Genomic DNA, 24,440 nt, shown 5'->3' on the forward strand with positions numbered 1-24,440 from the left:
GCCTCACCCTCGCCCGCACTCACAGGAACTCCTCGAAGGGCGAGGGGACTTGCTCGTTCACCGAGCTGATGAGCGCGTTCAGGTCGATGCGGACGAGATCGACGTCCGCGATGCGCAGGGTGAGGTCGCCCTTGATGACGACCCCGCCCGCGAGCAGCCGGTCGAGCAGGTCGACCAGGGCGACCTCGCGGCGTTCGATGACGGTCACAGTCCCGCCTCCCCCGCCATGTCGTCCCCTTCGACCTCCACACCCGCGAAGGAGTACGCGGCCCACGGCCCCGTGAGCTCCACGCGCAGGCCGGGCTCCGCCGTCTTCACGCGTTGCACCAGTTCGACGAAGGCCTCCGAGTCCGAACGCGGCACCAGGTAGGCCGCGTTGAGTACATTGCGGCCCGTTTCCTTGGAGAGCGCGGAGTTCTGGGGCGCGTGCAGCCGGGCGTCCTCCGCCTGCTCGCAGAGCGTGCCGTGCAGCCGGTGGGCGAACTTCTCGGCGCTCTCCCACATCTCTTCGTGCGCACGGTTGCGCTGCCTGCGCTGGCGCAGATAGTCCCGGCCCGACGCGGGCTTCTCCGGCTCGGCGGCCGGGCTCGCGGCCTGCGCGTCGGAGTAGATCTTGACACCCCATTCCACCCGGCCGTCGAGCCGGTCGAGTGTGCGCCTGAAGGAGTCCTCCCGTGCCTCCATCATCGCGCGCACTCCCGCGTCGTCCCGGAACACCGTGGCGAGGCGCAACGGCAGCGGCGTGGTGACCGCCGTGAGCGCGTCGATCACGGACTGGTGGGCGCGCGCGGTGGCGCTCAGCCAGTCCAGGTCCTCCAGATGGCGCCGCAGCGGCTCCTCGGCGAAGTCCTGCTCCGGCACGGTGCCGACCACGGCGATCAAGCCGTGGTGGGACAGCTGACCAGGGGGAGCGCCGTCCACCCCGGTCACCTGCGCCTGAAGCGCCGCGTCGAAGGGCCGGCAGATCGCGTAGACGTACCGCAGTCCACTCATGTGCTTTCCTCCGCCTTGCCGCGCTTCGTCGTGCCCTCTTCCACCTTGCCTCGCTCCGTCACGCTCTCCCGCCCCGTCCTGCCTTGTTCCAGTTCGGCGACATGGGCGCGCAACTCGGCGTTCTCACGGGTGAGTTCATCCCGGCGTGCGCGGGTGGAAAGCGCGGGGTCGTCCTCCCACCAGTCGATCCCCATCTCCTTCGCCTTGTCGACAGAGGCGACGATGAGCCGCAGCTTGATCGTCAGGAGTTCGATGTCGAGCAGGTTGATCCGGATGTCACCGGCGATCACGATTCCCTTGTCGAGCACGCGCTCCAGGATGTCGGCGAGGTTCGCGCCGCCGCCCTGCCCGTACGGCTCCGGCATCCGGCCAGCCATCGTCATCGACGGCTCCCGCTCATCTCGGCGTCTTCGTCGTGCTTCGCCTCTTCCTCGTCCTCGTACTCGTCGTACTTCGCCTCGTCGGCGTCCTCGGCGTCCTCGGCGTCCTCGTACGTCGCCTCGTCGTCCTCGTCCTCGTAGGACTCCTCGGGCTGGTCCTCCTCGTCGCGCTCCTCTTCGTCGCGCGCTTCCTCGTCCTGCTCGTCTTCCTCGGGCTCGCCTTCCTCGTCCTCGTAGGACTCCTCCGGCTGCTCCTCGTCGCCCTCGTACTCGTCCTCGGCGACGTCTGCCTGCTCGCCCTCGGCCTCTTCCTCCGCGACCGCGTCCTCGTGGCTGTGGACGACCTCACCGTCGCGGATCTCACCGCGCCAGCCGTCCTCCGCCTCACCCTTGATGGTGATGAAGCGCGCGTAGTTCTTCAGGTCGAGCCGGGCCCGGCGGCCCTGGGCGCGCCAGATGTTGCCCGTCTTCTCGAAGAGGCCCTTCGGGTAGTACTCGAGGACCAGCAGGACACGCGTGAGGTTCTCCGCCAGCGAGTGGAAGGAGACGACGCCCTTCGTGGTGCCCTTCGCGCCCTCCGAGGTCCACGCGATCCGGTCGTCCGCGACCTGTTCCGTGGTGTGGGCCTTCCAGCTCCTGTTGGACCAGAAGATCTTGGCCTGCCAGTCGGATGTGGTGTCGTCGGCGCGGTTCGCGCTCTTGACGCCCTTGGCGAAGGTGCTGAAGTCCTGGTACTGGGTCCACTGGTCGTACGCGGTGCGCAGCGGCACGCCGACGTCGATGAACTCCATGATGACCGTCGGCTTCTTGCCGGCCCCGCTCTTGCGGCCGCCCTTGCCACCGGTCAGGTTCTTGAAGGCTCCGACCACGCTGTCCTTGGCGCGGCCGGCACCGATCTCCACGGCGGACCGCAGCGGGCCCTTGCCCTCGGCCATCTTGCGGCCGCCGTCGAGGGCGAGCTTGGCGAAGCCCGGACTGTTGCCCTCGGCGATGTCGTTGAGCTTGCCCGTCGTCTGGCCGAGCTTGTGGCCCACTCCGACGAGCAGCCGCTGGGCCTGGGCGCCCAGATATTCCTGGACCTCGGACTTCAGGCGGTCTGCGGCCTCGCTCTGTGCGATGCCGGTGAGCGGATTCTCCTTCGCCTTGCCCGAGGCGGACTTCAAGGTGTCACTCATCGCGGCCCCCCTCCTTCGGCAACCGGGCCCCGGTGGCACGGCGCGCGGACGACTTCGCCGCGGCCCTGGCGGGGGCCTTCTTCGCCGTCTTCTTCGCAGGGCTCTTCTTCACCGCCGTCTTTCTGGCGGGGGTCTTCTTGGCGGCCGCCTTCTTGGGGGCGGCCTTCTGCGCGGGAGCCTTCTTCCGCGGCCGGGGCCTCTCCTCGGGCTCCTCGTCGGACTCCGCGTCGGCGGACTCCTCGTGGTCCCGCTCGTCCCGGTCGTCCCGGTCGCCCTCGTCGTCGTACTCCTCGTACGCGTCGTCCGGCTCTTCCTCGTCTTCGTCGGTGTCGCGACCCGGCAGGTCCGGCTTTACGCCCGAGAGCTGGTCGCGCACATCCGCCGTCCGGCCGTGCAGCCGGTCGGCCAGGCCCGAGATCTGCCGCTCGACCAGGGCTCCGGTCGCGGCCTTGCCGACCCCGCGCATGTCCTCGCGCAGCTGGTCGCCGATCTCCTTGAACTGCGGGTTGTTCTGCAGCTGTTGAGACAGCAGGTCACCCAAGGCGCGCGGGCTCAGGTTCATCCGCTTGCCGGCCACCATGGTGCCGACCGCGAAGGCGAGTTTCATCTTCTTCGTACGTCCGAGGACGTATCCGGCCCCTACGGCGAGGCCAAGTCCCACTCGATTCATTGTGTCGTCCCGTTGTCGGTTCCCGCGCCGGGGCGCAGGCCTATTTCCAGGCGGTCGAGCAACTCGTCCTCCCGGCGGTCGAATTCCTCCTCCCCGATCTCGCCCGACTCGAGCTGCTGCTCGAGAAGGGCGAGTTCGGACCGGACGGTGGCCGGGTCGTAGTACAGGCGCTCGGCCTCGGCGAGTACCTGGCTCACCGCCCACAGGCCGCCGCGCACCGGAGCGAGCGGCAGCATCAGTACTTCGCCGATCAGGCCCATGAGCTACTCCCGACCGGCCTGCGAGCTCGCGGACTCCTGCGTGGCCCCGGTCGGCTCGGAAGGACCGGGCTCGACGAAGCTGTAGGGCGGCAGCGGGCCGTTGACGCGCAGCTCGATGTGCGGGTGGGCCTTGCGGGCTTCCTCCACGGCGGCGAGGAACACCTCGGCCGACTTGCGCTCCACGAGGAACGACAGGTTGGCCAGCCATCCCGTGGACTCGGGGCCCACGCTGACGGAGTGCGCCGTCGGCTCCAGGGTGCGGTGCAGTTCCACCGCGTCCTCGGCCTCGCGGGCCTGGAGCGCGGCCACCACCATCTCGCCGAGCTGCAGCTTCTGCTCGTAACTGCCGCCGCCCGCCTGCCGGTTGGCCTCGGCCAGGGCCTGCACCTCGGGGTTGTCCGCCATCACGCGGTGCAGTGCGGCCTGCTCGTCGTGGCTGGCCTTGACGTTGTACTCGACCTTGCCGGCCAGCGTGGAGAGCCGCTCGTTGTAATGCTCGGCGCGCTCCGCGAGGACGCTCGTGACGGACGCGTCGTCGGGGGCGACGTTGCCGAACCGCATGGGCAGGACCGGACCGGCAGCGCCCGCCTCGTTCAGCACGTTCTGGTGGGCGAGCAGGTCGTTGCGCTTGGCGCGCAGCCCGTCGGGGGCGTCACTGACGATCGCCGCCAGGCCACCCTCCTTGAGGATGCGCACGGGGCGGGCCGGCTTTCCCACGCCTTCCATGCCCTCGGGGAGCGACGGGTGCGAACCCGCGGTGATGCCGTAGACGTACGTGCTCATTCCTGCTCCTCCTTCCGGCGCGCCGACGTGCTCTTGCGGGCACGCGGGCGGGACTCCGACTGGCTCTCTTCACGCGACTGCTTGAACGCGTCGGAAATGGTCTCGGCCGCGCCCGAAAGGGCGCCCTTCGACTTGCCGCGCGCACCGGATTCGGTCATCTCGCCCACGAGGTCGGGAAGTCCGGGGTTCTTGTGCGGGCCTGCCTCCAGGTCGAGGCGGTTGCACGCCTCGGCGAAGCGCAGATAGGTGTCGACGCTGGCGACCACCACACGCACGTCGATCTTCAGGATCTCGATGCCCACGAGCGAGACACGCACGAAGGCGTCGATCACGAGGCCGCGGTCGAGAACCAGCTCCAGGACGTCGTACAGACCACTGGTGCCGCCCGATCCGCCGGATTGCTGTGCAGGGACAACGGTCATGCCGATCGACCCTCCTTAGTCTGGGATATCTGTGGATATTTCGCGGAAAGCCGCGCGGACAGCCGCCTCAGCGGCCGCCGGCCTTGCTGCCGTCGGCGCGTCCGCGTTCGTAGCGGCGGACGCGTCGGTAACCCAGGAGTTCGCCCTGCGGGTCGCACTCCACCTGGTAGCTCGCGAGGAGGCTCATCGTGTCCGGCACCCGGGTGAGTTCCAGGACCTCGATCTCCAACGTCCAGCCGTCCTCGGTCTGTTCGAAGGACGACACGGACTCGGCGGCCATCCCGGTCAGCTCGGCGAGCTGGGTGCGTGCGATGCGCAGCACCTCCATGGGGCCCGGGCGGCGCTTCTCGCTGCCGCTTTCCGCGTGTTCGGTTGAATTACGCGAGTTCTGCGAACTCGCCTTCTTCTTCTCTGGATCCGATGATGTGTTCAATATGGCCACCTCAATTCCCCGAGTGGCCCGTAACGCGTTGGCCAAACATCTTCGTTCTCGTGGCCCGGATCACTGGCCCCAGCGGTGCGGCACCTCGGGCTCCACACCGCCCGGATGTGCCGCGTCCACGGTCGGCGGCGTCGCGGGCCGCTCGGGCGCCGGCGGCGTCACGGGCGGCGCGGACATGGTCGGCCCGTCCACCGACGGCAGGTCCGCGGAGGGGTGATCGGCGGAAGGACGGTCCACGGAAGGGCGGTCCGCGGAAGCACGGTCCGTGGAAGGGCGCGCCGCGTTGCGCAGCAGATAGGCCACGCCGGCGAGCACCACCGCGGTGATCAGCGCCGCCGCCCAGTCGGGCAGCCCCAGAGCAAGCGCGAGGCCGAAGGCGAGTGCCAGGGCCGCGCCCGCGTAGAGGCCGAAGGCCCCCGCACCGGCGTACAGCGCTGCCCTGCGACGCTGCCCTCGCGTCTGCTCCCTCAGTTCGTCCCGCACGGCCTCGCGGGCCGCACGCGTCAGTTCATCGACGAGGCTCTTGTCCAGATGCTCCAAACGATTCATGGCGCCCGAGTACCCGCCCGTCCGGACGCATAACGCTCCGCCCCGGCCTGCGCTCGCCGTGCCGGGTGGCTTGCTCGAAGGCGTGCCCGATCCGCAGAACACGTAGGTCGCCGCGGTGCGGCCCGACGATCTGCAGCCCGACCGGCAGTCCGCCCGGGGTGAATCCGGCGGGCACGGACAGGGCCGGGCAGCCGGTGGCGGACACCAGGTACGCCGAGCGCATCCAGTCCAGATAGTCCGTCATCGGCACCCCGTCGATGTTGTCCGGATACTCCAACTCCACCGGGAAAGGTGGCACTTGGCTCGTCGGCAGGATCAGCGCGTCGTAACGGTCGAAGAACTCCCTCATCCGGTGGAAGAGTTCGCCGTGCAGCACGGTGGCCCGCTCCAGATCGATGCCGGTGAGCGCGCGCCCCTGCCGTACGTTGCGGACGAGGCTGGGTTTGATCCGGTCCGCCTCGCTCTCCACGAGCGCGCCGAGCGCCAGGTGGAACTGCCAGGCGCGGAACGTACGGAACACCTCGTCGGCGCCGCCCAGTTCGGGGCACGCCTCCTCGACCGCGCACCCCAGGTCGGCGAAGACCGTGACGGCGGGCACGAGCACATCCCTGACCTCGCGGTCGACCGGGACCGCTCCGCCCAGGTCAAGCGACCAGGCGATCCGCAGCCCCCTCAGATCCTGCTCCAGCGGACCACCGAAGGCGCTGCCCGGTGTCTCCAGGGCGATCGGTGAGCGCGGATCGGGACCGGCGACGACCGAGAGCAGCAGAGCCGCGTCGGCGACGGTGCGTGCCATCGGCCCCTGCACGGCCATCGTCGACCAGGGCGCGGAGTCCGGCCAGGTCGGCACCCGGCCCGGCGAGGGGCGCAGGCCCACCACGTTGCAGAACGACGCGGGGTTGCGCAGCGAACCGCCCATGTCGCTGCCGTCGGCCAGGGGATGCATGCCGCACGCGAGCGCGGCCGCCGCTCCCCCGCTGCTGCCGCCCGCCGACCGCCGCGGGTCGTACGGGTTGCGGGTCGCCCCGAAGACAGGGTTGACGGTGTGCGAACCGGCCGCGAACTCGGGCACGTTGGTCTTGCCGATGGTGATCGCCCCGGCGGCGCGGATGCGTTCGACGATCAGCTCGTCCCGGTCCGGGACGTTGTCGGCGAGGAGCGGCGTCCCGTAGGTGGTCCGGATGCCGCGGGTGTCGTGGGTGTCCTTGTGGGCGACGGGCAGTCCGTGCAGCGGGCCGAGCGCGGCGCCGCGCGCGGCGGCCTCGTCCGCGGCGCGCGCCTCCTCGAGCGCGCGGTCCGCCACGAGCGTCACGACCGCGTTCACGGGGTCGTTGACCTGCTCGATCCGGTCGAGGTGGGCCTGGACGACCTCGCGGGCCGACACCTCACGGGTGCGGATCCTGGCGGCGAGTTCGCGGGCGGTGAGGTGGACGAGCTCGGACGCAGTCATACGACGCTTTCGGCCGGGGGCGGTTGGAATCGCGACGAGGCGAAGCCTGCCCACGCCGTCCCCGCTTCTCACTCCCCACGTTACGTACGTCCTGTACATTTTTTACAGGAAGCCTTGGGGAGCAGCCGACCCCGGCGGAGGAGAGACGTGCCATGAACCGACCGTTCGCCCGTTATGTCTTGCCCGAGTTCACCGAACACTCCCGTACGGGCCGGCGGACGCTGGACCCGTACTCGAAGCTGCTCGAAGAGCGCATCATCTTTCTGGGGACGCCGATCGACGACACGTCGGCCAACGACGTGATGGCGCAGTTCATGCACCTCAACACCTGGCGCCCGACCGCGACATCGCGCTCTACATCAACTCCCCCGGCGGCTCGTTCAGCGCGATGACCGCGATCTACGACACGATCCAGTTCGTCACCTGCGACGTGGAGACGACCTGCCTGGGTCAGGCCGCGTCGTCGGCCGCTGTCCTGCTTGCCGCGGGCACCCCCGGCAAGCGGTTCGCGTTGCCCGGCGCCCGGGTGCTGATCCACCAGCCCTCGTTGGCCGAGCCGGTCCACGGCCAGACCTCCGACCTGGCGATCCAGGCCGACGAACTCCTGCGCACCCGCGCGCAACTGGAGAGGCTGCTCGTCCGGCACACCGGCCGGAGCGCGCGACGCGTCGCGGCCGACATCGAGCGGGACAAGATCTTCGACGCGGCGGAGGCGGTCGAATACGGCCTGGTGGACGGGATCATCACGAGCCGCAAGACCTCACTGCGCACCCCGGACGCGGGGTGAGCCGCCGATGCTGCCGCCCGAACTGCCCCCGCTGCCCGCACTCACCCGCGCCGAGGGCGAGTTGATCGACCGGTACCTCGAAGTGGTCGACCTGCTGGGCCGGATCAACCCCGCCCGCGCCTCTGACACCTACGGAGGACTGCGCGCCGCCCAGACCCTGGTCGGCAGCGCGACCGCCCTGCGGGACGCGCTGACGCTCATGCACCAGCGGGGCGAAAGTGCCGTCCACGCACCGACGCTGGCCCGTGCGCTGCGGGTGCTCGACGGAGAGCGGCGAGCCGGGCGGGTCACCTTGCCGCCCCCATCGGCCCCCTGAGCCCCCGTCACCCCGGGCCGCGAACTCCGTTGTGTCCGGGGCCGATCTCAAACGAACCAAACGGGCTACCTCATTCGGCGTAGACATTCGTCCTTTTTCGAGACGTCTTCAGTTGCGTCAGATGAGTACGCGTGGGCCGGAATTAGTCGTTCCGGTGCTGGTCGAACGATCGTCCGGCGCGTTCTCCGGCTCCCGAATCCGACCGTGTCCACCCGAACGGTTCAGCCGTGAGTAGCCTCACAAAACGCCGTTTCGGCTCGGTTTTCGACCCCATGTCGGGTCAAGATCCTCTCCGACGACAAGCCCCCGCCACAGCGGCGGGGCGGTCCGGGCGGACGCCGAGTCCTGCCGCCGCCCGGATGACCGGTCGACATCGGTGCATCGGCAGGAGTGGAGGACCCAGGCATGACGGGTCGGTCCGGAAGGTTCGGACAACGACCCTTGGGGTGAAGCCGCAGTACGCGGCCGGGCAACTTTGTCAGCCCGAATCCGACAGGTCATCCTTCACAGGCGGTTGACGAAGGGTTGCGCATGACTGCGCTGAATCATGTTCCGTCGCTGCTCACCAGGGTCGGATCCGTATCCGCCCTCACGCTCGCCGTCGTAGGCGGCACCCTCGTGGCCCCGGGGCTCACGTCGGAGGCGGAGGCCGCGACACACGGGACGAAGGCGCTCAAGATCGCCGCCTCCAAGAAGGGCTCTCCGTACCGCTACGGAGCCACGGGACCCCACCGGTTCGACTGCTCGGGCCTGACCCAGTACTCCTTCAAGCGCGCGGGCAAGAAGCTGCCACGCACCGCCGCACAGCAGTACAACAAGACCCGGCACGTCTCCGCGTCCAAGCGCGTCCGCGGCGACCTGGTCTTCTTCCACTCCGGCCGGAACGTCTACCACGTCGGCATCTACGCCGGTAAGGGCCGGATCTGGCACGCCCCCAAGTCGAACACCAAGGTGCGGCTCGAGAAGATCTGGACCAAGAGCGTCTCGTACGGCAGGGTGCGCTGATCATCCGTCAACGGCCGGAGGGCGGGGCGGCCCCCGCCCGGCCCTCCGGTCGGCGCGCCCGCCGGGCGTGGGGCGCGCCGGCGCGGATACTCGTGCGCCATGGCCGAAAACAACAGTGCTCCCGCCTCGGACGACCCACCGCGCAACGAGACGCGCTTCGAACGCGCCGACCGCAACTTCGCGGAGATCCTCCAGGAGCTGCGCGTCACGCAGGCCGGGGTGCAGATCCTCTTCGCCTTCCTGCTGACGCTCGCCTTCACCGAGCGTTTCCCCTCGCTCGACACGGTCCAGCGCGCCACATACGTCACCACCCTGCTGCTCGCCGTGCTCGCCGCGGCTCTGTTCACCGCTCCGGCGGCCGTGCACAGGTCGCTGTTCGGGCAGCACTCCAAGCCGCTGATCGTGCGGGTGTCCTCCCGCCTCGCCGGCATCGGTCTGGGCGTCCTGGTGTTCGCGGTCTCCGGCGCCGTGCTCCTGGTCGTCGACGTGGCGGTGGGCCGGACCGGCGGGATCATCGCGAGCGCGGCCACGCTGGTGGTGTGCGCGGGCCTGTGGGGGCTGCTCCCTCTTCTGCTGCGCCGTGCGCGTGACGACGAGGAATCGGAAAGCCCGGACGACGTCAGGTCGTCCAATCCTCGGTGAGAAGCACCGGCCCGAGCACGCCCGGCGCTCGCCGGCCGCGCCGACGAAGGCAGCGCGCGCATATCCTGAGTCTGCCTTGAGCAGCCGTGTACCCCCATGCCGCCGGGAGAGACCATGTACGACCCGACGCGGCTCGCCGCACTGGTGGCGGTCTCCGAGGCCGGGTCGATCACCCGCGCCGCCGAACGCCTCGGCTACACCGTGCCCGCCCTCTCCCAGCAGCTGGCCAAGCTCGAACGGGAGGCGGGCACCGCGCTCCTGGTACGGCATCACCGCGGGGCACGGCTGACCGGCGCGGGGGAGCTGCTGCTCGCGCGGGCCCGCCGGGTCCTGGACGAGATGGAGCAGGCCCGGCACGAACTGACCCGGCTCGCGGGCCTGAGCGGCGGCAGGCTGCGCGTGGGGACCTTCACCACCGCCGGCATCCATCTGGTGCCGCCCGCGCTGACCGCGTTCCGCCGCGCCCATCCGGACGTCGAACTGACGGTACGGGGCTATGAACCGCCGCTCGGCGTCGCGGCCGTGGCGGCGGGCGAGGTCGATGTGGCCCTCACGCACACCTACGAGCCCGGCGATCCGGTGGCGCTGCCCGCCTCCGTGAGTGCGGAGCCGGTCCTGGTCGAGGAGCTGGTCCTGGTGACCTCGCCGGGCCACGCGCTCGCGAGCTCCTCGTCGCGGCTGCCCCTGAGCGCACTCGCCGGGCAGCCGCTCGTCAGCATGGCGCCGACGCATGCACCCCGGCGGGGCGTGGAGTCCGCGCTCGTCCGGGCCGGCGCGACACCCGCGGTCCTGGTCGAGACGCCGGGCTACGCACTGGTGTGCGCGCTGGTCAGCGCCGGGCTCGGCGTCGCCGTCGTACCGGAGATGGTGGCGCGGACGGCGGCCACCCCGGTGGGGAGCAGGCCGCTGGAGCCGGGCACCCTGCGGCGCACGATCTCGGTGGTGCACCGCACCGACGTGTCGCATCCGGCGGCGGACACCTTCCGGGCCCTGCTGCGGGGTGCCTTCGGCCGCTCAGCGGGGTGAGGACGAGGGCGCCGCTGCCCCGCCGCGGACGGGCGCGGTCCACGGCAGCTCGATCCAGACCGTCTTGCCGCCCTCGGGGGTGGGCGTGACCGACAGCCTGCCGCCGCACTCCATGGTCAGCCAGCGGATGATGACCAGACCGCGGCCGTTGTCCTGCTGGACGGCGGCGGGCAGCCGCTTGGGGTAGCGGGGGTGGCTGTCGGTGACGCCGATGCGCAGTTGCTCGTCGCGGTCCAGCTCGATGTCCACCCGGAAGGTGGGCGACTGCCCCCTCGTGTGCTGGACGGCGTTCGTGGCCAGTTCCGAGACGATGAGCCGGACCGTGTCGGCCGCCTCGGTCTCGCCCGGCAGGCCCCACTCGGCCAAGATGCTCGCCACGTATTTCCGGGCCGCGGAGACCGAGGCAGGATCGCTCGGCAGGGTGACGGATGCTTCCTGAAGGTCTGCCATGGCGACGCTGTCCCTTTCCCACCGGGGCTCGGCTCCGACTCGTAACGAAGGCACGAGGACAGTCCCGGAATGGTGCTTCGCGCCAGCCTGCCACTCTTGGACCCCTCAGAGGTGGCCATCCACCAAGATGTGCATATATCTGTCGCTCAAAGCGGTGAACTCTGCTACGAGAGACCGTATTTGGGCGCGAGGTCGGCGCTTCCTCTACTGTCGCCCCTGAACGGCCCGGGGGAGGCCGAAAAGAAACGCTCCGTCGGGAAGGAGACGGACATGCGGTACGGCCCCGCGGTACGCCGCCGGAAACTCGGCGCCGAACTGCGTGCGCTGCGCACGCACGCCGGGCTCACCAGTGGCCAGGCGGCGGACCGGGTCGGCTGGCATCAGTCGAAGGTCAGCCGGATCGAGACGGGACGTAGCAGTGTCAAGGCGGCCGACGTAGGTCTGCTGCTCGACGCGTACGAGGTGGCGGACCCCCAGCTCCGTCAGTTGCTGGTGGCCTTGGCGGGCTCGGACGAGGACGGCGGACGGCGCCACTGGTGGCACGCCTATCGCGAGCTGCTGCCTCCCGCCTACCGCGACTTCATCAGCCTGGAGTCGCAGGCCTGCCGGATGCGCACCCTGGAGACGACCGTGGTGCCGGGTCTGCTGCAGACGCCGGACTACGCGCGTGCGGTGACGCGGGCCGCGCTCGACGGACTGCCCGCGGAGCAGGTGGACACGCTGGTGGAGGTGCGTCTGGCCCGTCAGGACGTGCTGCGCGCGGCCCCGCCGCTGCGACTGAGCGTGATCCTGGACGAGGCGGTGCTGCACCGGCCGGTGGGCGGCAGGCAGGTGCTCGCGGGCCAGCTGAAACGGTTGCTGGAGGCCGCACAGTTGCCCCATGTACGACTTCAGGTGTTGCCGTTCGCCGCCGGAGAGCACGTGGGCCTCATCGGCCCTTTCGTTATTTTCTCCTTTCCGAACATTGCTGATCTGGATGTGGTTGTTCTCGACCACTTGACGAGTAGCCTCTACCTCGAACGGAAAGAAGACCTCCAGGCCTACACGGAGGCCTTCAACTCCCTTCAGAGAAAGGCACTTTCACCCGAGGAATCAACGGATCACATCGCCGGGATACGTGACGGCGCGTAAGGGGGCACCATGACGGCACTGCCTCGGCACGTACCTTCCAGCACCTCTCTGCACGGCGCACGGTGGTACCGCAGCAGTCGCAGCAACGGCATGAACAACTGTGTGGAGACAGCCTCGCTCGCTTCAGGGCCGAAGCAGGGGCTGCTCGCCGTGCGCGACTCGAAGAACACGGCGGGGCCCGCCCTGCTGTTCTCGCCCACGACATGGGAGGCCTTCGTCCACGGCCTCCGGTGACTACCGGGGTGCGGCGCGGCTGATCACTCGTACGGCATCGGCGATCTGTCCGTCGGTGAGATCCGCACGGGCGGTCAGCCGCAGTCGCGAGATGCCGTCGGGCACCGACGGCGGACGGAAGCAGCCGACGGCCAGGCCCGCGCCCCTGCAGTCGGCGGCCCACCGCACGGCGGCTTCCGGTGACGGCGCGCGCACCGAGACGACGGCGGCGTCAGGACGGACCGCCGAAAGACCTTCCGCCGTCAGGCGTTCATGCAGCTCGGCCGCGACCGCGCGCGCCCGTGCGGCACGCTCCGGCTCCGCGCGCACCAACCGCAGGGCAGCGAGGGCCGCCCCCACGGCGGCGGGAGCGAGCCCCGTGTCGAAGATGAAGGTCCGGGCCGCGTTGACCAGATGATCGATGACCTTGGCGGGCCCGAGAACCGCACCGCCCTGGCTGCCGAACGACTTCGACAGGGTGACCGTGGCCACCGTGTGGTCCGTGCCCGCGAGCCCGGCCGCCTGCGGGGCGCCGCGGCCGCCGTCGCCGAGCACACCGAGACCATGGGCGTCGTCGACGACGAGACCGGCACCGAACTCCTGGCACAAGGAACTGAGTTCGACCAGGGGGGCCGCGTCTCCGTCGACCGAGAAGACGGTGTCCGAGACGACGAGCGCGGGACCCGCGTGCGCGTCCAGCGTCTTGCGCACCGCTTCGGTGTCGGCGTGCGGCACGACCTGCGTCGTCCCGCGCGCCAGGCGGCAGCCGTCGATCAGCGAGGCGTGGTTGCCCGCGTCGGAGACGATCAGCGAACCGTGCGGGGCGAGGGCCGTGACGGCGGCGAGATTCGCCGCGTATCCGGAGGAAAACACCAGAGCGGCCTCAAAGCCGCAGAACTCGGCGAGCTCCCGTTCGAGTTCCGCGTGCAGTTCGGTGGAACCGGTCACCAGACGGGAGCCGGTGGCTCCACCGCCCCAGCGCCGGGCCGCGGCCGCCGCGCCCTCGGTGATCTCGGGGTGCCTGGCAAGGCCCAGATAGTCGTTGCTCGCCAGGTCGAGGAGGCCGCCCGCGTCGGCGGGCCGGGGGCGCAGGGTGCGGACGAGTCCGGCCCGTGCGCGCAGGCTCGCCTGCTCGTCGATCCAGTCGAACGGCGAGCTCGCCATAGGGGTCCCCTCCGGGTCGCCGGCACGGGCCGGTTTGTAGACAGTGCACAGACCCTAGCCGTCCGGCCACCGGGCCAGGATGTGGCAATACCCACACCTCTCAGCGTTTCTGTTGTGCGAAGTCTCCTTGGAAAGCGGGGCCCCCGTGCGTAAGGATCAGCGCCATGGATCTGCTGAACACGCTGGTGGACAAGGGGCTTCGGCGCGAGCTGCCGACCCGTGAAGAGGCGCTGGCCGTGCTGGCCACGTCCGACGACGAGCTTCTCGACGTGGTGGCCGCCGCCGGGAAGGTACGGCGGCAGTGGTTCGGGCGCCGGGTGAAACTCAACTATCTGGTCAATCTCAAGTCGGGCCTCTGTCCTGAGGACTGCTCGTACTGTTCGCAGCGTCTGGGCTCGACGGCGGGCATCCTCAAGTACACCTGGCTCAAGCCCGACGAGGCCTCGCAGGCAGCGGCCGCCGGAGTGGCGGGCGGCGCCAAGCGGGTCTGCCTGGTCGCCAGCGGGCGCGGTCCCACCGACCGTGACGTCGACCGGGTCTCGCAGACCATCGAGGCCATCAAGGAACAGAACGACGGCGTCGAGGTCTGCGCGTGCCTCGGTCTGCTCTCCGCGGGCCAGGCGGACAAACTGCGCACCGCGGGCGCCGACGCGTACAACCACAACCTCAATACGTCCGAGAGCACGTACGGCGAGATCACCACGACCCACACCTACGCCGACCGCGTGGACACCGTGCAGCAGGCGCAGGCCGCGGGCCTCTCCGCCTGTTCGGGTCTGATCGCGGGCATGGGCGAGAGCGACGAGGACCTGGTGGACGTGGTCTACGCGCTGCGCGACCTCGACCCCGACTCGGTGCCGGTCAACTTCCTGATCCCCTTCGAGGGCACGCCGCTGGCCAAGGAGTGGAACCTCACCCCACAGCGCTGCCTGCGCATCCTCGCGATGGTCCGGTTCGTCTGCCCCGACGTGGAGGTCCGCATCGCGGGCGGCCGCGAGGTGCACCTGCGCTCGATGCAGCCCCTGGCGCTGCACCTCGCCAACTCGATCTTCCTGGGCGACTACCTGACCAGCGAGGGCCAGGCCGGCAAGACCGACCTGGAGATGATCGCGGACGCCGGTTTCGAGGTCGAGGGCACCGACACCGTCACCCTGCCGGAGCACCGCGCGGACGCGCTCGCGGCCGCGGGCTGCGGGTCGCACGGCGAGGCCGGGGGCGGCTGCGGGCCGTGCGGTTCCGCGGAGCCGGAGGCCGTACCCGCACCGGCATCGGCCGGGAGCTCCGATGACGAGACGTCCGAGGCGCGCACGGACCTGGTCGCGGTACGCCGCCGGGGCGCGGGAACGGATCTGGCGCCCAATGCCTGACCTCTCCGTTCCCGAACTGCTCGATCTCGACCGCCGTCATGTGTGGCACCCGTACGGACCCATGCCCGGCCGTCAGGAGCCCCTGGTGGTCGAGGCGGCGAGCGGTGTGCGCCTTCGACTCGCGGGCGACGGCGGCGAGTTGATCGACGGCATGTCGTCCTGGTGGTCGGCGATCCACGGCTACAACCACCCCGTGCTCAACGACGCGGTGCGCGGCCAGCTGGACCGGATGAGCCACGTCATGTTCGGCGGGCTCACCCATGAGCCCGCCGTCCGCCTGGCGAAGCGCCTTGTCGACATATCTCCGGAGGGCCTCGAGCACGTCTTCCTCTCGGACTCCGGCTCGGTGGCGGTCGAGGTCGCGGTCAAGATGTGCCTGCAGCACTGGCGCTCGCTCGGCCGCCCGGCCAAGCGGCGGATGCTGACCTGGCGCGGCGGCTACCACGGGGACACCTGGCAGCCCATGTCGGTGTGCGACCCCAAGGGCGGCATGCACGAGCTCTGGCAGGGGGCGCTGCCCCAGCAGCTGTTCGCGGACATGCCGCCCGCGGGCTTCGAGTCGTACGACGACGCCTACGCCGACCATCTGCGCGAGGTGATCGGACGCCACGCCGACGAGCTGGCCGGTGTGATCGTGGAGCCGGTGGTGCAGGGCGCGGGCGGCATGCGGTTCCACTCCCCCGCCTATCTGCGGGTGTTGCGCGAGGCCTGCGACGAGCACGACGTGCTGCTCGTGTTCGACGAGATCGCCACGGGGTTCGGCCGCACGGGCGCGCTGTTCGCCGCCGACCACGTGGGTGTCACGCCCGATGTGATGTGTTTGGGCAAGGCGCTGACCGGCGGTTATGTGACGCTGGCGGCGACGCTGTGCACCTCGCGGGTCGCGGACGGCATCTCCCAGGGCGAGGTTCCGGTCCTTGCCCATGGCCCGACGTTCATGGGCAATCCGCTGGCCGCTTCGGTGGCCCTGGCCTCCATCGACCTGCTGCTCGGGCAGGACTGGCAGACCGAGGTCAAGCGCATCGAGGCGGGCCTGCGCGGCTCGCTGGCCGAGGCCGCGGAGCTGCCGGGTGTACGGGACGTACGCGTGCTCGGCGCGATCGGCGTCGTACAGCTGGACCACGGCGTGGACATGGAGGCTGCCACCCGCGCCGCGACACGCGAAGGGGTGTGGGTGCGGCCGTTCCGCGACCTCATCTACACGATGCCGCCGTTCATCACGGGCGACGACGACGTGACACGCATCGGCCGCGCGGTGTGCGCGGCGGCGAAGGAGGGCTGAGATGACGGTCATCGTGGTGTCGGGGACCGGCACCGAGATCGGCAAGACGGTGACGACGGCGGCGGTGTCCGCCGTCGCGCTCGCCGCGGGGCGCAGCGTCGCGGTGCTCAAGCCCGCGCAGACAGGGGTGGCGCCCGGCGAGCCGGGCGACGCGGAAGAGGTGACGCGGCTCGCGGGCGCGTCGATCACCACCCTTGAACTCGCCCGCTTCCCCGAGCCGTTGGCGCCGGACACCGCCGCGCGGCGGGCGGGCATGGCGCAGGTCCGTCCGTACGAGGTGGCCGCGGCGGCGGAGAAGCTGGCGGCCGACCACGACCTGGTCCTGATCGAGGGCGCGGGCGGCCTGCTGGTCCACTACGACGACGAGGGCGCCACCCTCGCCGACGCCGCGCGCCTCCTGTCGGCTCCGGTCCTGGTGGTCGCGACGGCGGGCCTCGGCACGCTGAACACGACGGAGCTCACCGCCGAGGCCCTGCGGGCACGCGAACTCGCCCCGCTGGGCGTGATGATCGGCAGCTGGCCGGCGGCTCCGGACCTGGCGTCACGCTGCAACGTCGCGGACCTGCCACGGTGCGCGGGCGCCCCGCTGCTCGGCGCGCTGCCGGAGGGCGCGGCAAGGCTCGCGCCCGCCGACTTCCGTACCGGCGCCGGGACTTGGCTCGGGCCGGAGCTCGGGGGAACGTGGAGCAGCGCGGCGTTCACGGCACGTGAGGCACCGCACAGCGCCTGAGACTCCGGCGGTTTCCGTTCGGGTCCGTCCCGGGACTCGCGGGCTTCGGCAGGGGGAAAGGGGGCGCTGCCGGGGCACCATTGCGGTGTCCGGTCGTCCCGCCGAGGAGGGTTCATGTCGCCTCGCTCCGCCAGGTCCGCGTCCCGGGACGCGGTGCATCATCCTGTCTTCGCCCGCTTCTACGCCCGTCAGAGCGTGGCCGCCGAGCGCGTCATCGCCACGTACCGCAAGGAGCTGCTCGCCGGGCTCTCCGGCCGGGTGATCGAGGTCGGCGCGGGGAACGGGCTGAACTTCGCGCACTATCCGGGGGCGGTCTCCGAGGTCGTGGCCATCGAACCGGAGCGCATTCTGCGCCAGTTGGCCGTGGACGCGGCCGTGCGGGCCGGCGTCCCGGTGGACGTGGTGCCCGGTGCCGCCGAGGCGCTGCCCGTCAAGAGCGAGGCCTTCGACGGCGCCGTGGCCTCGCTGGTGCTGTGCAGCGTGCGTGACGTGCCCCGTGCCCTCGGCGAGCTGCGGCGCGTCCTGCGGCCGGGCGGCGAGCTGCGGTTCTTCGAGCACGGCGTGGCTCCGGGCGCTGCGATGGCGGCCACGCAGCGCGCCCTGGACCGCACGGTGTGGCCCCTGCTCTTCGGTGGCTGTCACGTCGCACGGGACACCCTGGGCGCGCTGCGCACGGCGGGCTTCGAGATCGGCCCGTACCGGAGTCTGCTGGTGCCCCCGAAGGGCCCGCGGCTGCCGTCCTCCTACTGTGTGCTCGGCACGGCCCGGCGGCCGGAGAGCGACTGACCCCGGTGGCGGGGGCCGGCGTACCCGGCGGACGTCAGATCAGCGGACGTCAGATCATCTGCGTGAGGTTGACCGCGTTGCCGTCCGGGTCCTTGATGTGCGCGACCCGCTGCCCCCACGGCATGTCGTTGGCCGGCCCGAGCGCCTCGCCGCCCAGGGACTCCACCCTCGCGAGGAGGTCGTCCACGGCGTGCACCGCCATGCTCAGCAGGATGCGCTGCGGCGTGTCGAGCGGCACGCTCGTGTCCGCGACGACGCCGAGCTCCGAGTCGCCGATGCGCAGGTCCACGAAGAACGCGGGCCCCTCCTCCGGAGTCCTCGACACCTCCTTGGCGCCGAGCAGTTCCTGGTAGAAACGCACCAGGCGGTCGATGTCCGGGGTGATGATCATCGGCTGGATGGCGGCGGGCATGGGTGTCCTCCTGGGGTGCGGCTCCTTTGCGCCGAACCTATCTCCGCCGCGTGATCGTTGGTGCGCACCTGCGCACCTCACCATCCGGCCGGCTCGTGCGGTCGCGGCCGCTACAGACTCCACTTGCGCAGTTCGTCCGCGATGGCGCCCACGCTCGCTCCGTCCTCCTTGACCAGGCGGGCCAGTTCGCGCACCTGCTCGGGCGAGGTGACGACCTTCATGCCGCTGGCGACCAGATAGGCGTAGGCGACGGACGAGGCGAAGAGGGCGTTGGAGCGTTCCAGGGCGGGGATGTGCAGGAGGACCTGGAGCAGGGCGGCGGCACGGTCGTGCGGGCTCTCATAGACGGGCACGCCGAAGATCTCCGCCTCGTGCCGGCTGACGGCGGCCACCAGGGCACCCCAGTCGGTGACCTGCGGGTCTCCGGGCGTCTTGTGTTCGGCGATCATCAACAGCCAGGCAAGATCGATTCTGAGGTTCAAGGGCTAACGACGACCCTCGCGCTCGGCACCGAACTCTTCAGCGAACACGGACTCGTACTGCTTCATGAAGTCGGCGGCGGCCTCGACAAAGGTGTGGCCGACCTCGCCGGCGTCCTGTTTGACCAGTTCCTCGATGTAGCGGTTCACGCTCATCCCGCGGGCGAGCGCTCGCTCGCGCGCGGCCCGGGCGGTGCCTTCGTCCACCCGCACGTTCAGCTGGGTCTTCGCCATGCCTTCAAGCTAGCGCCGGGGTGCTAGCACCGGCAAGAGGGCGCGGGAGAGCGCGGAAGGGCGCAGAGGCGCACACGCGGGCCGGCTCCCCGTGCCCCTTACATACGTCTCCGGTTCACGACCTTGGAGGGATACCGGCGTCCGCCCCGACCCTCTACTCTCGGCAGGATTACGGGAGTTGGAGCGGCCACGACCCAGGAGGCGGCCTTGTCCACACCTGCTTCGGCATCGGCCACAGGCCTCGCGGAGCCCACCGAGGTCGCCGCGCGGGCACGCGGCCTGACCAAGGCGTACGGCTCCGGTGAGACCACGGTGCTCGCCCTCGACTCGGTCGACGTGGACATCGCGCGCGGCCGTTTCACGGCGGTCATGGGCCCGTCCGGCTCGGGCAAGTCCACGCTCATGCATCTGCTCGCCGGGCTCGACACGGTCTCCGCGGGACAGGTGTGGCTCGGCGACACCGAGATCACCGGGCTCAGGGAACGGGAACTGACCCAACTGCGCCGGGACCGCATCGGATTCATGTTCCAGTCCTTCAACCTGATCCCCACCCTGAACGCCGCCGAGAACATCACGCTGCCCATGGACATCGCGGGCCAGCGCCCCGACCGCGAGTGGCTCGACCACGTCATCGAGACGCTCGGCCTGCGCGACCGCCTCAAGCACCGGCCCGCCCAGCTCTCCGGCGGCCAGCAGCAGCGCGTGGCCTGCGCGCGGGCGCTCGCCTCGCGCCCCGAGCTGATCTTCGCGGACGAACCGACCGGCAACCTCGACTCGCGCGCGGGCCTCGAAGTGCTCGGCTTCCTGCGCGAGGCCGTCGACAAGCTGGACCAGACGGTCGTGATGGTGACCCACGACCCCGGCGCCGCGGCCCACGCCGACCTGGTGCTCTTCCTCGCGGACGGCCGCATCGTCGACGAGATGCCGCGCCCGTCGGCGGAGTCCGTCCTCGAACGCCTCAAACGGTTCGACGTGATCCACGCGCTGCCGCAGGAGAGCCCGCCCGGGGCCGAGGGCGGTCAAAGCGTCGACATCGACAGCAAGCCGGACCAGGACTGAGGCGTCGGGGACATGCTGAAGGCGACGCTCAGGAGCTTCCTCGCGCACAAGGGCCGGCTGCTGCTCTCCGCGCTCGCCGTGATCCTCTCGGTGGCGTTCGTCGCGGGCAGCCTCATCTTCTCGGACACGGTGGCCCGCACCTTCGACCGGCTCTTCGCCTCGACGTCCGCCGACGTGACCGTCGAACCGAAGGAAGACCTCGACGAGGCCGTGCCCTCGGGCCGGACACCGACGATCCCCGTCGAGCTCGCCGACCGCATCGCCCGGATCGACGGGGTCGCACAAACGCGTGTCGACGCCGCCGTCGAGAACATCACGGTCGTCGACAGCGAGAACGACCCGGTCGGCTCCACCACGGGCGCCCCCACCATCGCCACCAACTGGGAGCCCAACGACCGCAGCCCGGTGGATCTGACCTCGGGGCACGCCCCGCGCGGCAAGGACCAGGCGCTGCTCGACAAGGACACCGCCGACAAGAAGGACGTACGGATCGGCGACACCCTCACGGTGCTCGCCGCGCCCGGCTCGTTCAAGGTGAAGGTCGTCGGCATCGTCACCTTCACCACCACCAACCCCGGCGCCGCGCTGGTCTACCTGGACACGGCGACCGCCCAGCGTGAGCTCCTCGGCGACAAGGACGCCGCGACGGGCATCTCCGTGGACGCCGCCCCCGGGGTGAGCGACACCGAGCTGAAGCGTCGCATCGCCGCCGAGCTGGGCTCGGGCTACGACCTGAAGACCGCCGACGAACAGGCCGACTCGGCGGCGGCCGAACTCGGCGGTTTCCTGGACGTCATCAAGTACGTGATGCTCGGCTTCGCCGGGATCGCCGTCCTGGTCGGCATCTTCCTGATCGTCAACACCTTCTCGATGCTGATCGCGCAGCGCACCCGCGAACTCGGCCTGCTGCGCGCCCTCGGCGCCGACCGCAGGCAGGTCCGCCGCTCCGTGCTCACCGAGGCGATCCTGCTCGGCGTGGTCGGCTCCACGATCGGTCTCGCGGCGGGGATCGGACTCGCGGCCGGGCTCATCGAGCTGATGGGCCTGTTCGGGATGAACCTGAAGTCCACCGAGATGGTCATCGGGTGGGCGACTCCCGTCGCGTCGTACGTCGTCGGGGTCGGCGTCACGTTCGTCGCGGCGTATCTCCCGGCGCGGCGCGCGGCGCAGGTGTCGCCGATGGCCGCGCTCGCCGACGCGGAGATCGCGGGCGTGGGGCGGCCGTTGAAGGTCCGCGCCGCGGTCGGCGCGCTCGTCGGGGCGGCGGGCGCCGCCGCCCTGGTGGGCTGTGCCACCGCGGAGGAGACCGCGTCGGCGGCGTCCCTGCTCGGCCTCGGCCTCGTCCTGACCCTGGTCGCCACCGTCATCGCGGGACCGCTCCTCGTCCGCCCGGTGATCCGCGTGCTCGGCGGCGCCTTCCCCGCCCTGTTCGGCTCGGTCGGCCGGATGAGCCAGCGCAACGCACTGCGCAACCCACGCCGTACGGGGGCCACCGCCGCCGCGCTGATGGTGGGCCTCGCCCTGGTGAGCGGCATGTCCGTGGCGAGCGCGTCGATGACCAAGTCGTTCGACGAGCAGATCGACAAGACGCTGGGCGCCGACTTCGTCGTACAGAACAGCAACTTCCTGCCCTTCTCTCAGGAGATCACCCAGAAGGTGCGGGACACCGAGGGCGCCGGGCTCGTCGTGCGGCAGCGGTTCACGCCCGTGAAGGTGTCCATGCCGGACGGCAAGAGCGTGGAGACCACCGCGGCGGGCTACGATGCGCAGCTCGACGACGTGGCCCGCGTCACCTACGTGGACGGCGACACCCCCCGGGCGCTCGCGCCGGGAAGCATCGCCATGCAGCGGGACTTCGCGCGCGACCACAAGGTCCGCATGGGCTCCGAGCTGCCCGTACAGTTCCCCGGCGGGCGCAAGACGGAACTGACGGTGGGCGCGCTCACCGACCAGCCCGGGGCCGAGGGCTTCGGCGTCGAGGGCGGGATCTACTTCGGCATGGAGACCGTCGAAAAGTTCGCTCCGGGCGGCCAGGACTCCGCGCTGTACGTGAACGCGGCACCGGGCACGGACGCCGACACCTTGCGCGACCGGCTCGAGAAGACGCTGGACCCGTATCCGCAGGTGCAGGTCCGCGACCAGGCCGACTACAAGGAACTGATCCGCGAGCAGATCGCCGTGATGCTCTATCTCGTCTACGCGCTGCTCGGCCTGGCGATCATCATCGCGATCCTCGGCGTGGTCAACACCCTTGCCCTGTCGGTCGTCGAGCGCACCCGCGAGATCGGCCTGCTGCGCGCCATCGGACTCGCCCGGCGGCAACTGCGCCGGATGATCCGCCTGGAGTCGGTGGTCATCGCGGTGTTCGGCGCGCTGCTGGGGCTCGCGCTCGGCCTGGTGTGGGGCGTCGCGGCCCAGCAGGTGCTCGCGCTGCAGGGCATGACGGCGTTCGCGATCCCCTGGACGACGGTGATCGCGGTGCTGGTCGGCTCGGTGATCGTCGGCCTGGCGGCGGCCCTGCTGCCCGCGCTGCGTGCCTCACGCATGAACGTGCTCGCGGCCATCGCGCACGAGTGAGGGCCCGCCGCCGCCGTGCCTACTTGGCCGCGAAGCCGAACATCATGATCGTCTTCTTGTCCGCGGAGTACTGGCCGAGCAGATCGGAGCTGAGGAACAACTTGTTGCGGTGGTAGCGCAGTTCGGAGATCAGGGGTGGCAGCGCGGTCGGCCGGGTGCCGAGGTCGATGAGCACCGTCTCCTTCTTCAGGTTCCTGCCGTCGAGGGAGACCACCTGCGCGTAGGGGCCGCTCTTGTAGACGAGCACGTTCCCGCCGTCCATGCGGATCGGGAAGACGGGGGAACTGTCGCCGCCCTCCACCTTCTCCCCCGTGGTCTTGCCGGTGGCCAGGGAGAAGACCACGACGTCGTTCACCGACGAGAACTCCTTCGCCCCCTCGCGCTTCTCGGTGGCGACGTAGAGCTTGCCGTTGCCCGCCACGATCCCCCGGCAGTCCTGGACGATGGAGACGGTGCCGCACTCGTGCAGGTACTTGCCGTCCGCCAGGGCGATCCGGGTGTGCCGCTTGCCCTTCTCCTCGATGGCGAAGACATCCGTGGCACCGGACGCGCTGATCTCGCCGGAGTCCAGGGCGAGCACCACCGGCTTCGTGGCGACCACGCTGGGGCTGCGGACACCCGCCGGCAGCTTGTGGGTCCACTTCGACTTGCCCGTGACCGGGTCGATGACCTGGACCTGGAACCGCTCCGACCCGTAGTCACCACAGGAGCGGACCGCCACGAGGCGCTCGCCGCCCCCGTACCCCACGTCGCGGCAGGTGTCCCCCTGCTGCGGCTTCCACAGGACCTCGCCACTGCGCAGGTCGAACGCCGCGCCGCCGTACAGACCGCCGACCGCCGCCGTCTCACCGCTGATCGTGACCTGGTTGAAGACGGTCTTCTTCTTCTCGTAGCCGACGGTGATCGACTTGGTCCAGAGCTTCTCGCCGGTGTCCACGTTGAAGGCGGTCACCTCGGTGCACGCGTCCTTGAAGCCCCTGTCGTCCTCCACCTTCGCCCCCGTGACGACGACGGCGATGTTGCCCTTGCCGACGTCCGGTGAGCCCGCGCACGACTCCCCCGGCTTCGGCAGGCGCCACAGCCCCTTCCCCGACGTGGCGTCGACGCCGACGATCGCCTCGACCGAGGACTTCGCGTACACCTTGTCGGTGAGCCAGGAGCCCTGGGCCTTCCAGGTGGTCTGCCCCTTGGGCAGCTTGGGCTGCAGGGCCTTGGTCTTGAAGAACGCCTTGGGCTCCGCGGGCGCCTTCTCCTCGGGCTTCTCGTAGGCGGGCGCCGCGCCGTCGCCGCCCGGCTTGGCAGCGGTCTTGTCCTTCGAGCCGTCGCCCGCCGAGGTGGCGTACCAGACGCCGCCGCCGACGATCAGGGCGATCGCGGCGACCACGGAGACGACGATCGCGGTACGCCGCCCGGGGCGTCCGCCCCCGGGTCCCGGTGCCGGGGGCGCCGGTGTCGGCCGGTAGTCCTGGTGCGGGCCGAAGCCGCTGGGCGGCGGGGCGACCGGCGGGCCGAAGCCCGGGGTCTGCCCCTGCGGGGGCGGGCCGAAGGCGCCTTGTGGGGGCGGGCCGAACGCGCCCTGCGGAGGCACCGGGCCCTGGGGCTGGGGCTGCTGCGGGGAGTGGTCGGGGGGTGGCTGGGTCATCGGGGCTCCACTGC

29 protein-coding genes, 1 pseudogene and 1 riboswitch are annotated in these 24,440 nt (G+C 70.6%); of the genes and pseudogenes, 13 read left to right on the forward strand and 17 right to left on the reverse strand.

Translation table 11 applies throughout. The features are described 5' to 3' along the window. Positions 1-19: 19 nt before the first annotated feature. From AB0M70_RS01050 to AB0M70_RS01100, 11 genes are all read right to left on the reverse strand, one after another. Positions 20-208 carry a gas vesicle protein gene (locus tag AB0M70_RS01050; protein ID WP_365814976.1) on the reverse strand — a complete coding sequence of 63 codons (189 nt, stop codon included), beginning with the start codon at positions 206-208 and terminating at the stop codon, positions 20-22. Further along, positions 205-993: a GvpL/GvpF family gas vesicle protein gene (locus AB0M70_RS01055; RefSeq protein WP_365814978.1), complete on the reverse strand. Its 789-nt coding sequence runs from the start codon at positions 991-993 to the stop codon at positions 205-207. Before AB0M70_RS01055 ends, AB0M70_RS01050 begins: the two co-directional genes overlap by 4 nt. Continuing rightward, positions 990-1,376 (reverse strand): gas vesicle protein GvpJ, encoded by a 387-nt coding sequence (gene gvpJ / locus AB0M70_RS01060; protein WP_365814980.1) that lies wholly within the window; start codon positions 1,374-1,376, stop codon positions 990-992. The genes AB0M70_RS01055 and gvpJ overlap by 4 nt, the downstream gene beginning before the upstream one ends. Beyond that, the gene (locus AB0M70_RS01065) at positions 1,373-2,548 is read right to left on the reverse strand and encodes an SRPBCC family protein (RefSeq protein ID WP_365814982.1); all 1,176 of its coding nucleotides are present in this window, start codon (positions 2,546-2,548) and stop codon (positions 1,373-1,375) included. The genes gvpJ and AB0M70_RS01065 overlap by 4 nt, the downstream gene beginning before the upstream one ends. Then, the gene (locus tag AB0M70_RS01070) at positions 2,541-3,218 is read right to left on the reverse strand and encodes a DNA primase (RefSeq protein ID WP_365814984.1); all 678 of its coding nucleotides are present in this window, start codon (positions 3,216-3,218) and stop codon (positions 2,541-2,543) included. Before AB0M70_RS01070 ends, AB0M70_RS01065 begins: the two co-directional genes overlap by 8 nt. After that, on the reverse strand, positions 3,215-3,478 hold the full coding sequence (locus tag AB0M70_RS01075; RefSeq protein ID WP_363207147.1) for a gas vesicle protein GvpG: 264 nt from the start codon (positions 3,476-3,478) through the stop codon (positions 3,215-3,217). The genes AB0M70_RS01070 and AB0M70_RS01075 overlap by 4 nt, the downstream gene beginning before the upstream one ends. Positions 3,479-3,481: 3 nt before the next feature. Then, on the reverse strand, positions 3,482-4,261 hold the full coding sequence (locus AB0M70_RS01080) for a GvpL/GvpF family gas vesicle protein (protein ID WP_365814986.1): 780 nt from the start codon (positions 4,259-4,261) through the stop codon (positions 3,482-3,484). Further along, on the reverse strand, positions 4,258-4,683 hold the full coding sequence (locus AB0M70_RS01085; protein ID WP_363207149.1) for a gas vesicle structural protein GvpA: 426 nt from the start codon (positions 4,681-4,683) through the stop codon (positions 4,258-4,260). The genes AB0M70_RS01080 and AB0M70_RS01085 overlap by 4 nt, the downstream gene beginning before the upstream one ends. A gap of 67 nt (positions 4,684-4,750) precedes the next feature. Next, a complete protein-coding gene (locus AB0M70_RS01090; protein WP_365814988.1) occupies positions 4,751-5,116 on the reverse strand; it encodes a gas vesicle protein in 366 nt (121 codons plus the stop codon). A 69-nt stretch (positions 5,117-5,185) separates the two neighbouring features. After that, a complete protein-coding gene (locus AB0M70_RS01095) occupies positions 5,186-5,674 on the reverse strand; it encodes a phage holin family protein (RefSeq protein ID WP_365814990.1) in 489 nt (162 codons plus the stop codon). Then, the gene (locus AB0M70_RS01100; protein WP_365814992.1) at positions 5,634-7,124 is read right to left on the reverse strand and encodes an amidase; all 1,491 of its coding nucleotides are present in this window, start codon (positions 7,122-7,124) and stop codon (positions 5,634-5,636) included. Before AB0M70_RS01100 ends, AB0M70_RS01095 begins: the two co-directional genes overlap by 41 nt. 152 nt (positions 7,125-7,276) lie before the next feature. Here AB0M70_RS01100 and AB0M70_RS01105 point away from each other — a divergent pair. From AB0M70_RS01105 to AB0M70_RS01125, 5 genes and pseudogenes are all read left to right on the forward strand, one after another. After that, positions 7,277-7,911 (forward strand): annotated as a pseudogene (locus tag AB0M70_RS01105) (ATP-dependent Clp protease proteolytic subunit). A gap of 7 nt (positions 7,912-7,918) precedes the next feature. Beyond that, a complete protein-coding gene (locus AB0M70_RS01110; protein ID WP_365814994.1) occupies positions 7,919-8,227 on the forward strand; it encodes a hypothetical protein in 309 nt (102 codons plus the stop codon). Between the two features lie 336 nt (positions 8,228-8,563). Further along, positions 8,564-8,755, forward strand: a riboswitch (cyclic di-AMP (ydaO/yuaA leader). A gap of 3 nt (positions 8,756-8,758) precedes the next feature. Then, positions 8,759-9,232: a C40 family peptidase gene (locus tag AB0M70_RS01115; protein WP_363207154.1), complete on the forward strand. Its 474-nt coding sequence runs from the start codon at positions 8,759-8,761 to the stop codon at positions 9,230-9,232. Positions 9,233-9,331: 99 nt separating this feature from the next. Next, positions 9,332-9,874 carry a DUF6328 family protein gene (locus tag AB0M70_RS01120; RefSeq protein ID WP_365814996.1) on the forward strand — a complete coding sequence of 181 codons (543 nt, stop codon included), beginning with the start codon at positions 9,332-9,334 and terminating at the stop codon, positions 9,872-9,874. Between the two features lie 114 nt (positions 9,875-9,988). Next, on the forward strand, positions 9,989-10,900 hold the full coding sequence (locus AB0M70_RS01125; RefSeq protein ID WP_365814998.1) for a LysR family transcriptional regulator: 912 nt from the start codon (positions 9,989-9,991) through the stop codon (positions 10,898-10,900). Here the strand turns inward: AB0M70_RS01125 and AB0M70_RS01130 are convergent. Then, entirely contained in the window at positions 10,889-11,350 is a 462-nt protein-coding gene (locus tag AB0M70_RS01130) for an ATP-binding protein (RefSeq protein WP_365815000.1), read from the reverse strand. The two genes, AB0M70_RS01125 and AB0M70_RS01130, sit on opposite strands and share 12 nt — an antisense overlap. 270 nt (positions 11,351-11,620) lie before the next feature. On the opposite strand from AB0M70_RS01130, the gene AB0M70_RS01135 reads away from it, so the two are divergent. Then, positions 11,621-12,481: a helix-turn-helix transcriptional regulator gene (locus tag AB0M70_RS01135; protein WP_365815002.1), complete on the forward strand. Its 861-nt coding sequence runs from the start codon at positions 11,621-11,623 to the stop codon at positions 12,479-12,481. A gap of 9 nt (positions 12,482-12,490) precedes the next feature. Beyond that, complete coding sequence (locus AB0M70_RS01140) at positions 12,491-12,715, forward strand: DUF397 domain-containing protein (RefSeq protein ID WP_361831386.1); 225 nt, start codon at positions 12,491-12,493, stop codon at positions 12,713-12,715. Here AB0M70_RS01140 and AB0M70_RS01145 read toward each other — a convergent pair whose 3' ends face one another. Further along, positions 12,716-13,858 carry an 8-amino-7-oxononanoate synthase gene (locus AB0M70_RS01145; RefSeq protein ID WP_365815004.1) on the reverse strand — a complete coding sequence of 381 codons (1,143 nt, stop codon included), beginning with the start codon at positions 13,856-13,858 and terminating at the stop codon, positions 12,716-12,718. A gap of 164 nt (positions 13,859-14,022) precedes the next feature. Between AB0M70_RS01145 and bioB the strand changes: the two genes are divergently transcribed. From bioB to AB0M70_RS01165, 4 genes are all read left to right on the forward strand, one after another. Continuing rightward, complete coding sequence (gene bioB / locus AB0M70_RS01150; RefSeq protein ID WP_365815006.1) at positions 14,023-15,225, forward strand: biotin synthase BioB; 1,203 nt, start codon at positions 14,023-14,025, stop codon at positions 15,223-15,225. Beyond that, positions 15,218-16,507 (forward strand): adenosylmethionine--8-amino-7-oxononanoate transaminase, encoded by a 1,290-nt coding sequence (locus AB0M70_RS01155; RefSeq protein ID WP_365815008.1) that lies wholly within the window; start codon positions 15,218-15,220, stop codon positions 16,505-16,507. The genes bioB and AB0M70_RS01155 overlap by 8 nt, the downstream gene beginning before the upstream one ends. Position 16,508: 1 nt before the next feature. Next, complete coding sequence (gene bioD / locus AB0M70_RS01160; RefSeq protein WP_365815010.1) at positions 16,509-17,237, forward strand: dethiobiotin synthase; 729 nt, start codon at positions 16,509-16,511, stop codon at positions 17,235-17,237. A 114-nt stretch (positions 17,238-17,351) separates the two neighbouring features. Next, positions 17,352-18,023 carry a class I SAM-dependent methyltransferase gene (locus AB0M70_RS01165; RefSeq protein WP_365815011.1) on the forward strand — a complete coding sequence of 224 codons (672 nt, stop codon included), beginning with the start codon at positions 17,352-17,354 and terminating at the stop codon, positions 18,021-18,023. A gap of 49 nt (positions 18,024-18,072) precedes the next feature. On the opposite strand, the gene AB0M70_RS01170 is transcribed toward AB0M70_RS01165, so the two are convergent. From AB0M70_RS01170 to AB0M70_RS01180, 3 genes are all read right to left on the reverse strand, one after another. Next, positions 18,073-18,435: a VOC family protein gene (locus AB0M70_RS01170; RefSeq protein ID WP_365815013.1), complete on the reverse strand. Its 363-nt coding sequence runs from the start codon at positions 18,433-18,435 to the stop codon at positions 18,073-18,075. 110 nt (positions 18,436-18,545) lie between these two features. Then, positions 18,546-18,917, reverse strand: a complete 372-nt coding sequence (locus AB0M70_RS01175) for a fic family toxin-antitoxin system, toxin component (protein WP_365815015.1) — start codon at positions 18,915-18,917, stop codon at positions 18,546-18,548. Between the two features lie 3 nt (positions 18,918-18,920). After that, entirely contained in the window at positions 18,921-19,148 is a 228-nt protein-coding gene (locus tag AB0M70_RS01180) for an antitoxin (protein ID WP_344526843.1), read from the reverse strand. A gap of 207 nt (positions 19,149-19,355) precedes the next feature. Between AB0M70_RS01180 and AB0M70_RS01185 the strand changes: the two genes are divergently transcribed. Together AB0M70_RS01185 and AB0M70_RS01190 are read left to right on the forward strand one after the other, a co-directional pair. Continuing rightward, a complete protein-coding gene (locus AB0M70_RS01185) occupies positions 19,356-20,207 on the forward strand; it encodes an ABC transporter ATP-binding protein (RefSeq protein WP_365815017.1) in 852 nt (283 codons plus the stop codon). 12 nt (positions 20,208-20,219) lie between these two features. After that, positions 20,220-22,784 (forward strand): FtsX-like permease family protein, encoded by a 2,565-nt coding sequence (locus AB0M70_RS01190; RefSeq protein WP_365815019.1) that lies wholly within the window; start codon positions 20,220-20,222, stop codon positions 22,782-22,784. Positions 22,785-22,803: 19 nt separating this feature from the next. Here AB0M70_RS01190 and AB0M70_RS01195 read toward each other — a convergent pair whose 3' ends face one another. Continuing rightward, a complete protein-coding gene (locus AB0M70_RS01195) occupies positions 22,804-24,426 on the reverse strand; it encodes a PQQ-binding-like beta-propeller repeat protein (RefSeq protein WP_365815021.1) in 1,623 nt (540 codons plus the stop codon). Positions 24,427-24,440: the final 14 nt, after the last annotated feature.

Source organism: Streptomyces sp. NPDC051214, from assembly GCF_040682375.1.
Lineage (GTDB): Bacteria > Actinomycetota > Actinomycetes > Streptomycetales > Streptomycetaceae > Streptomyces.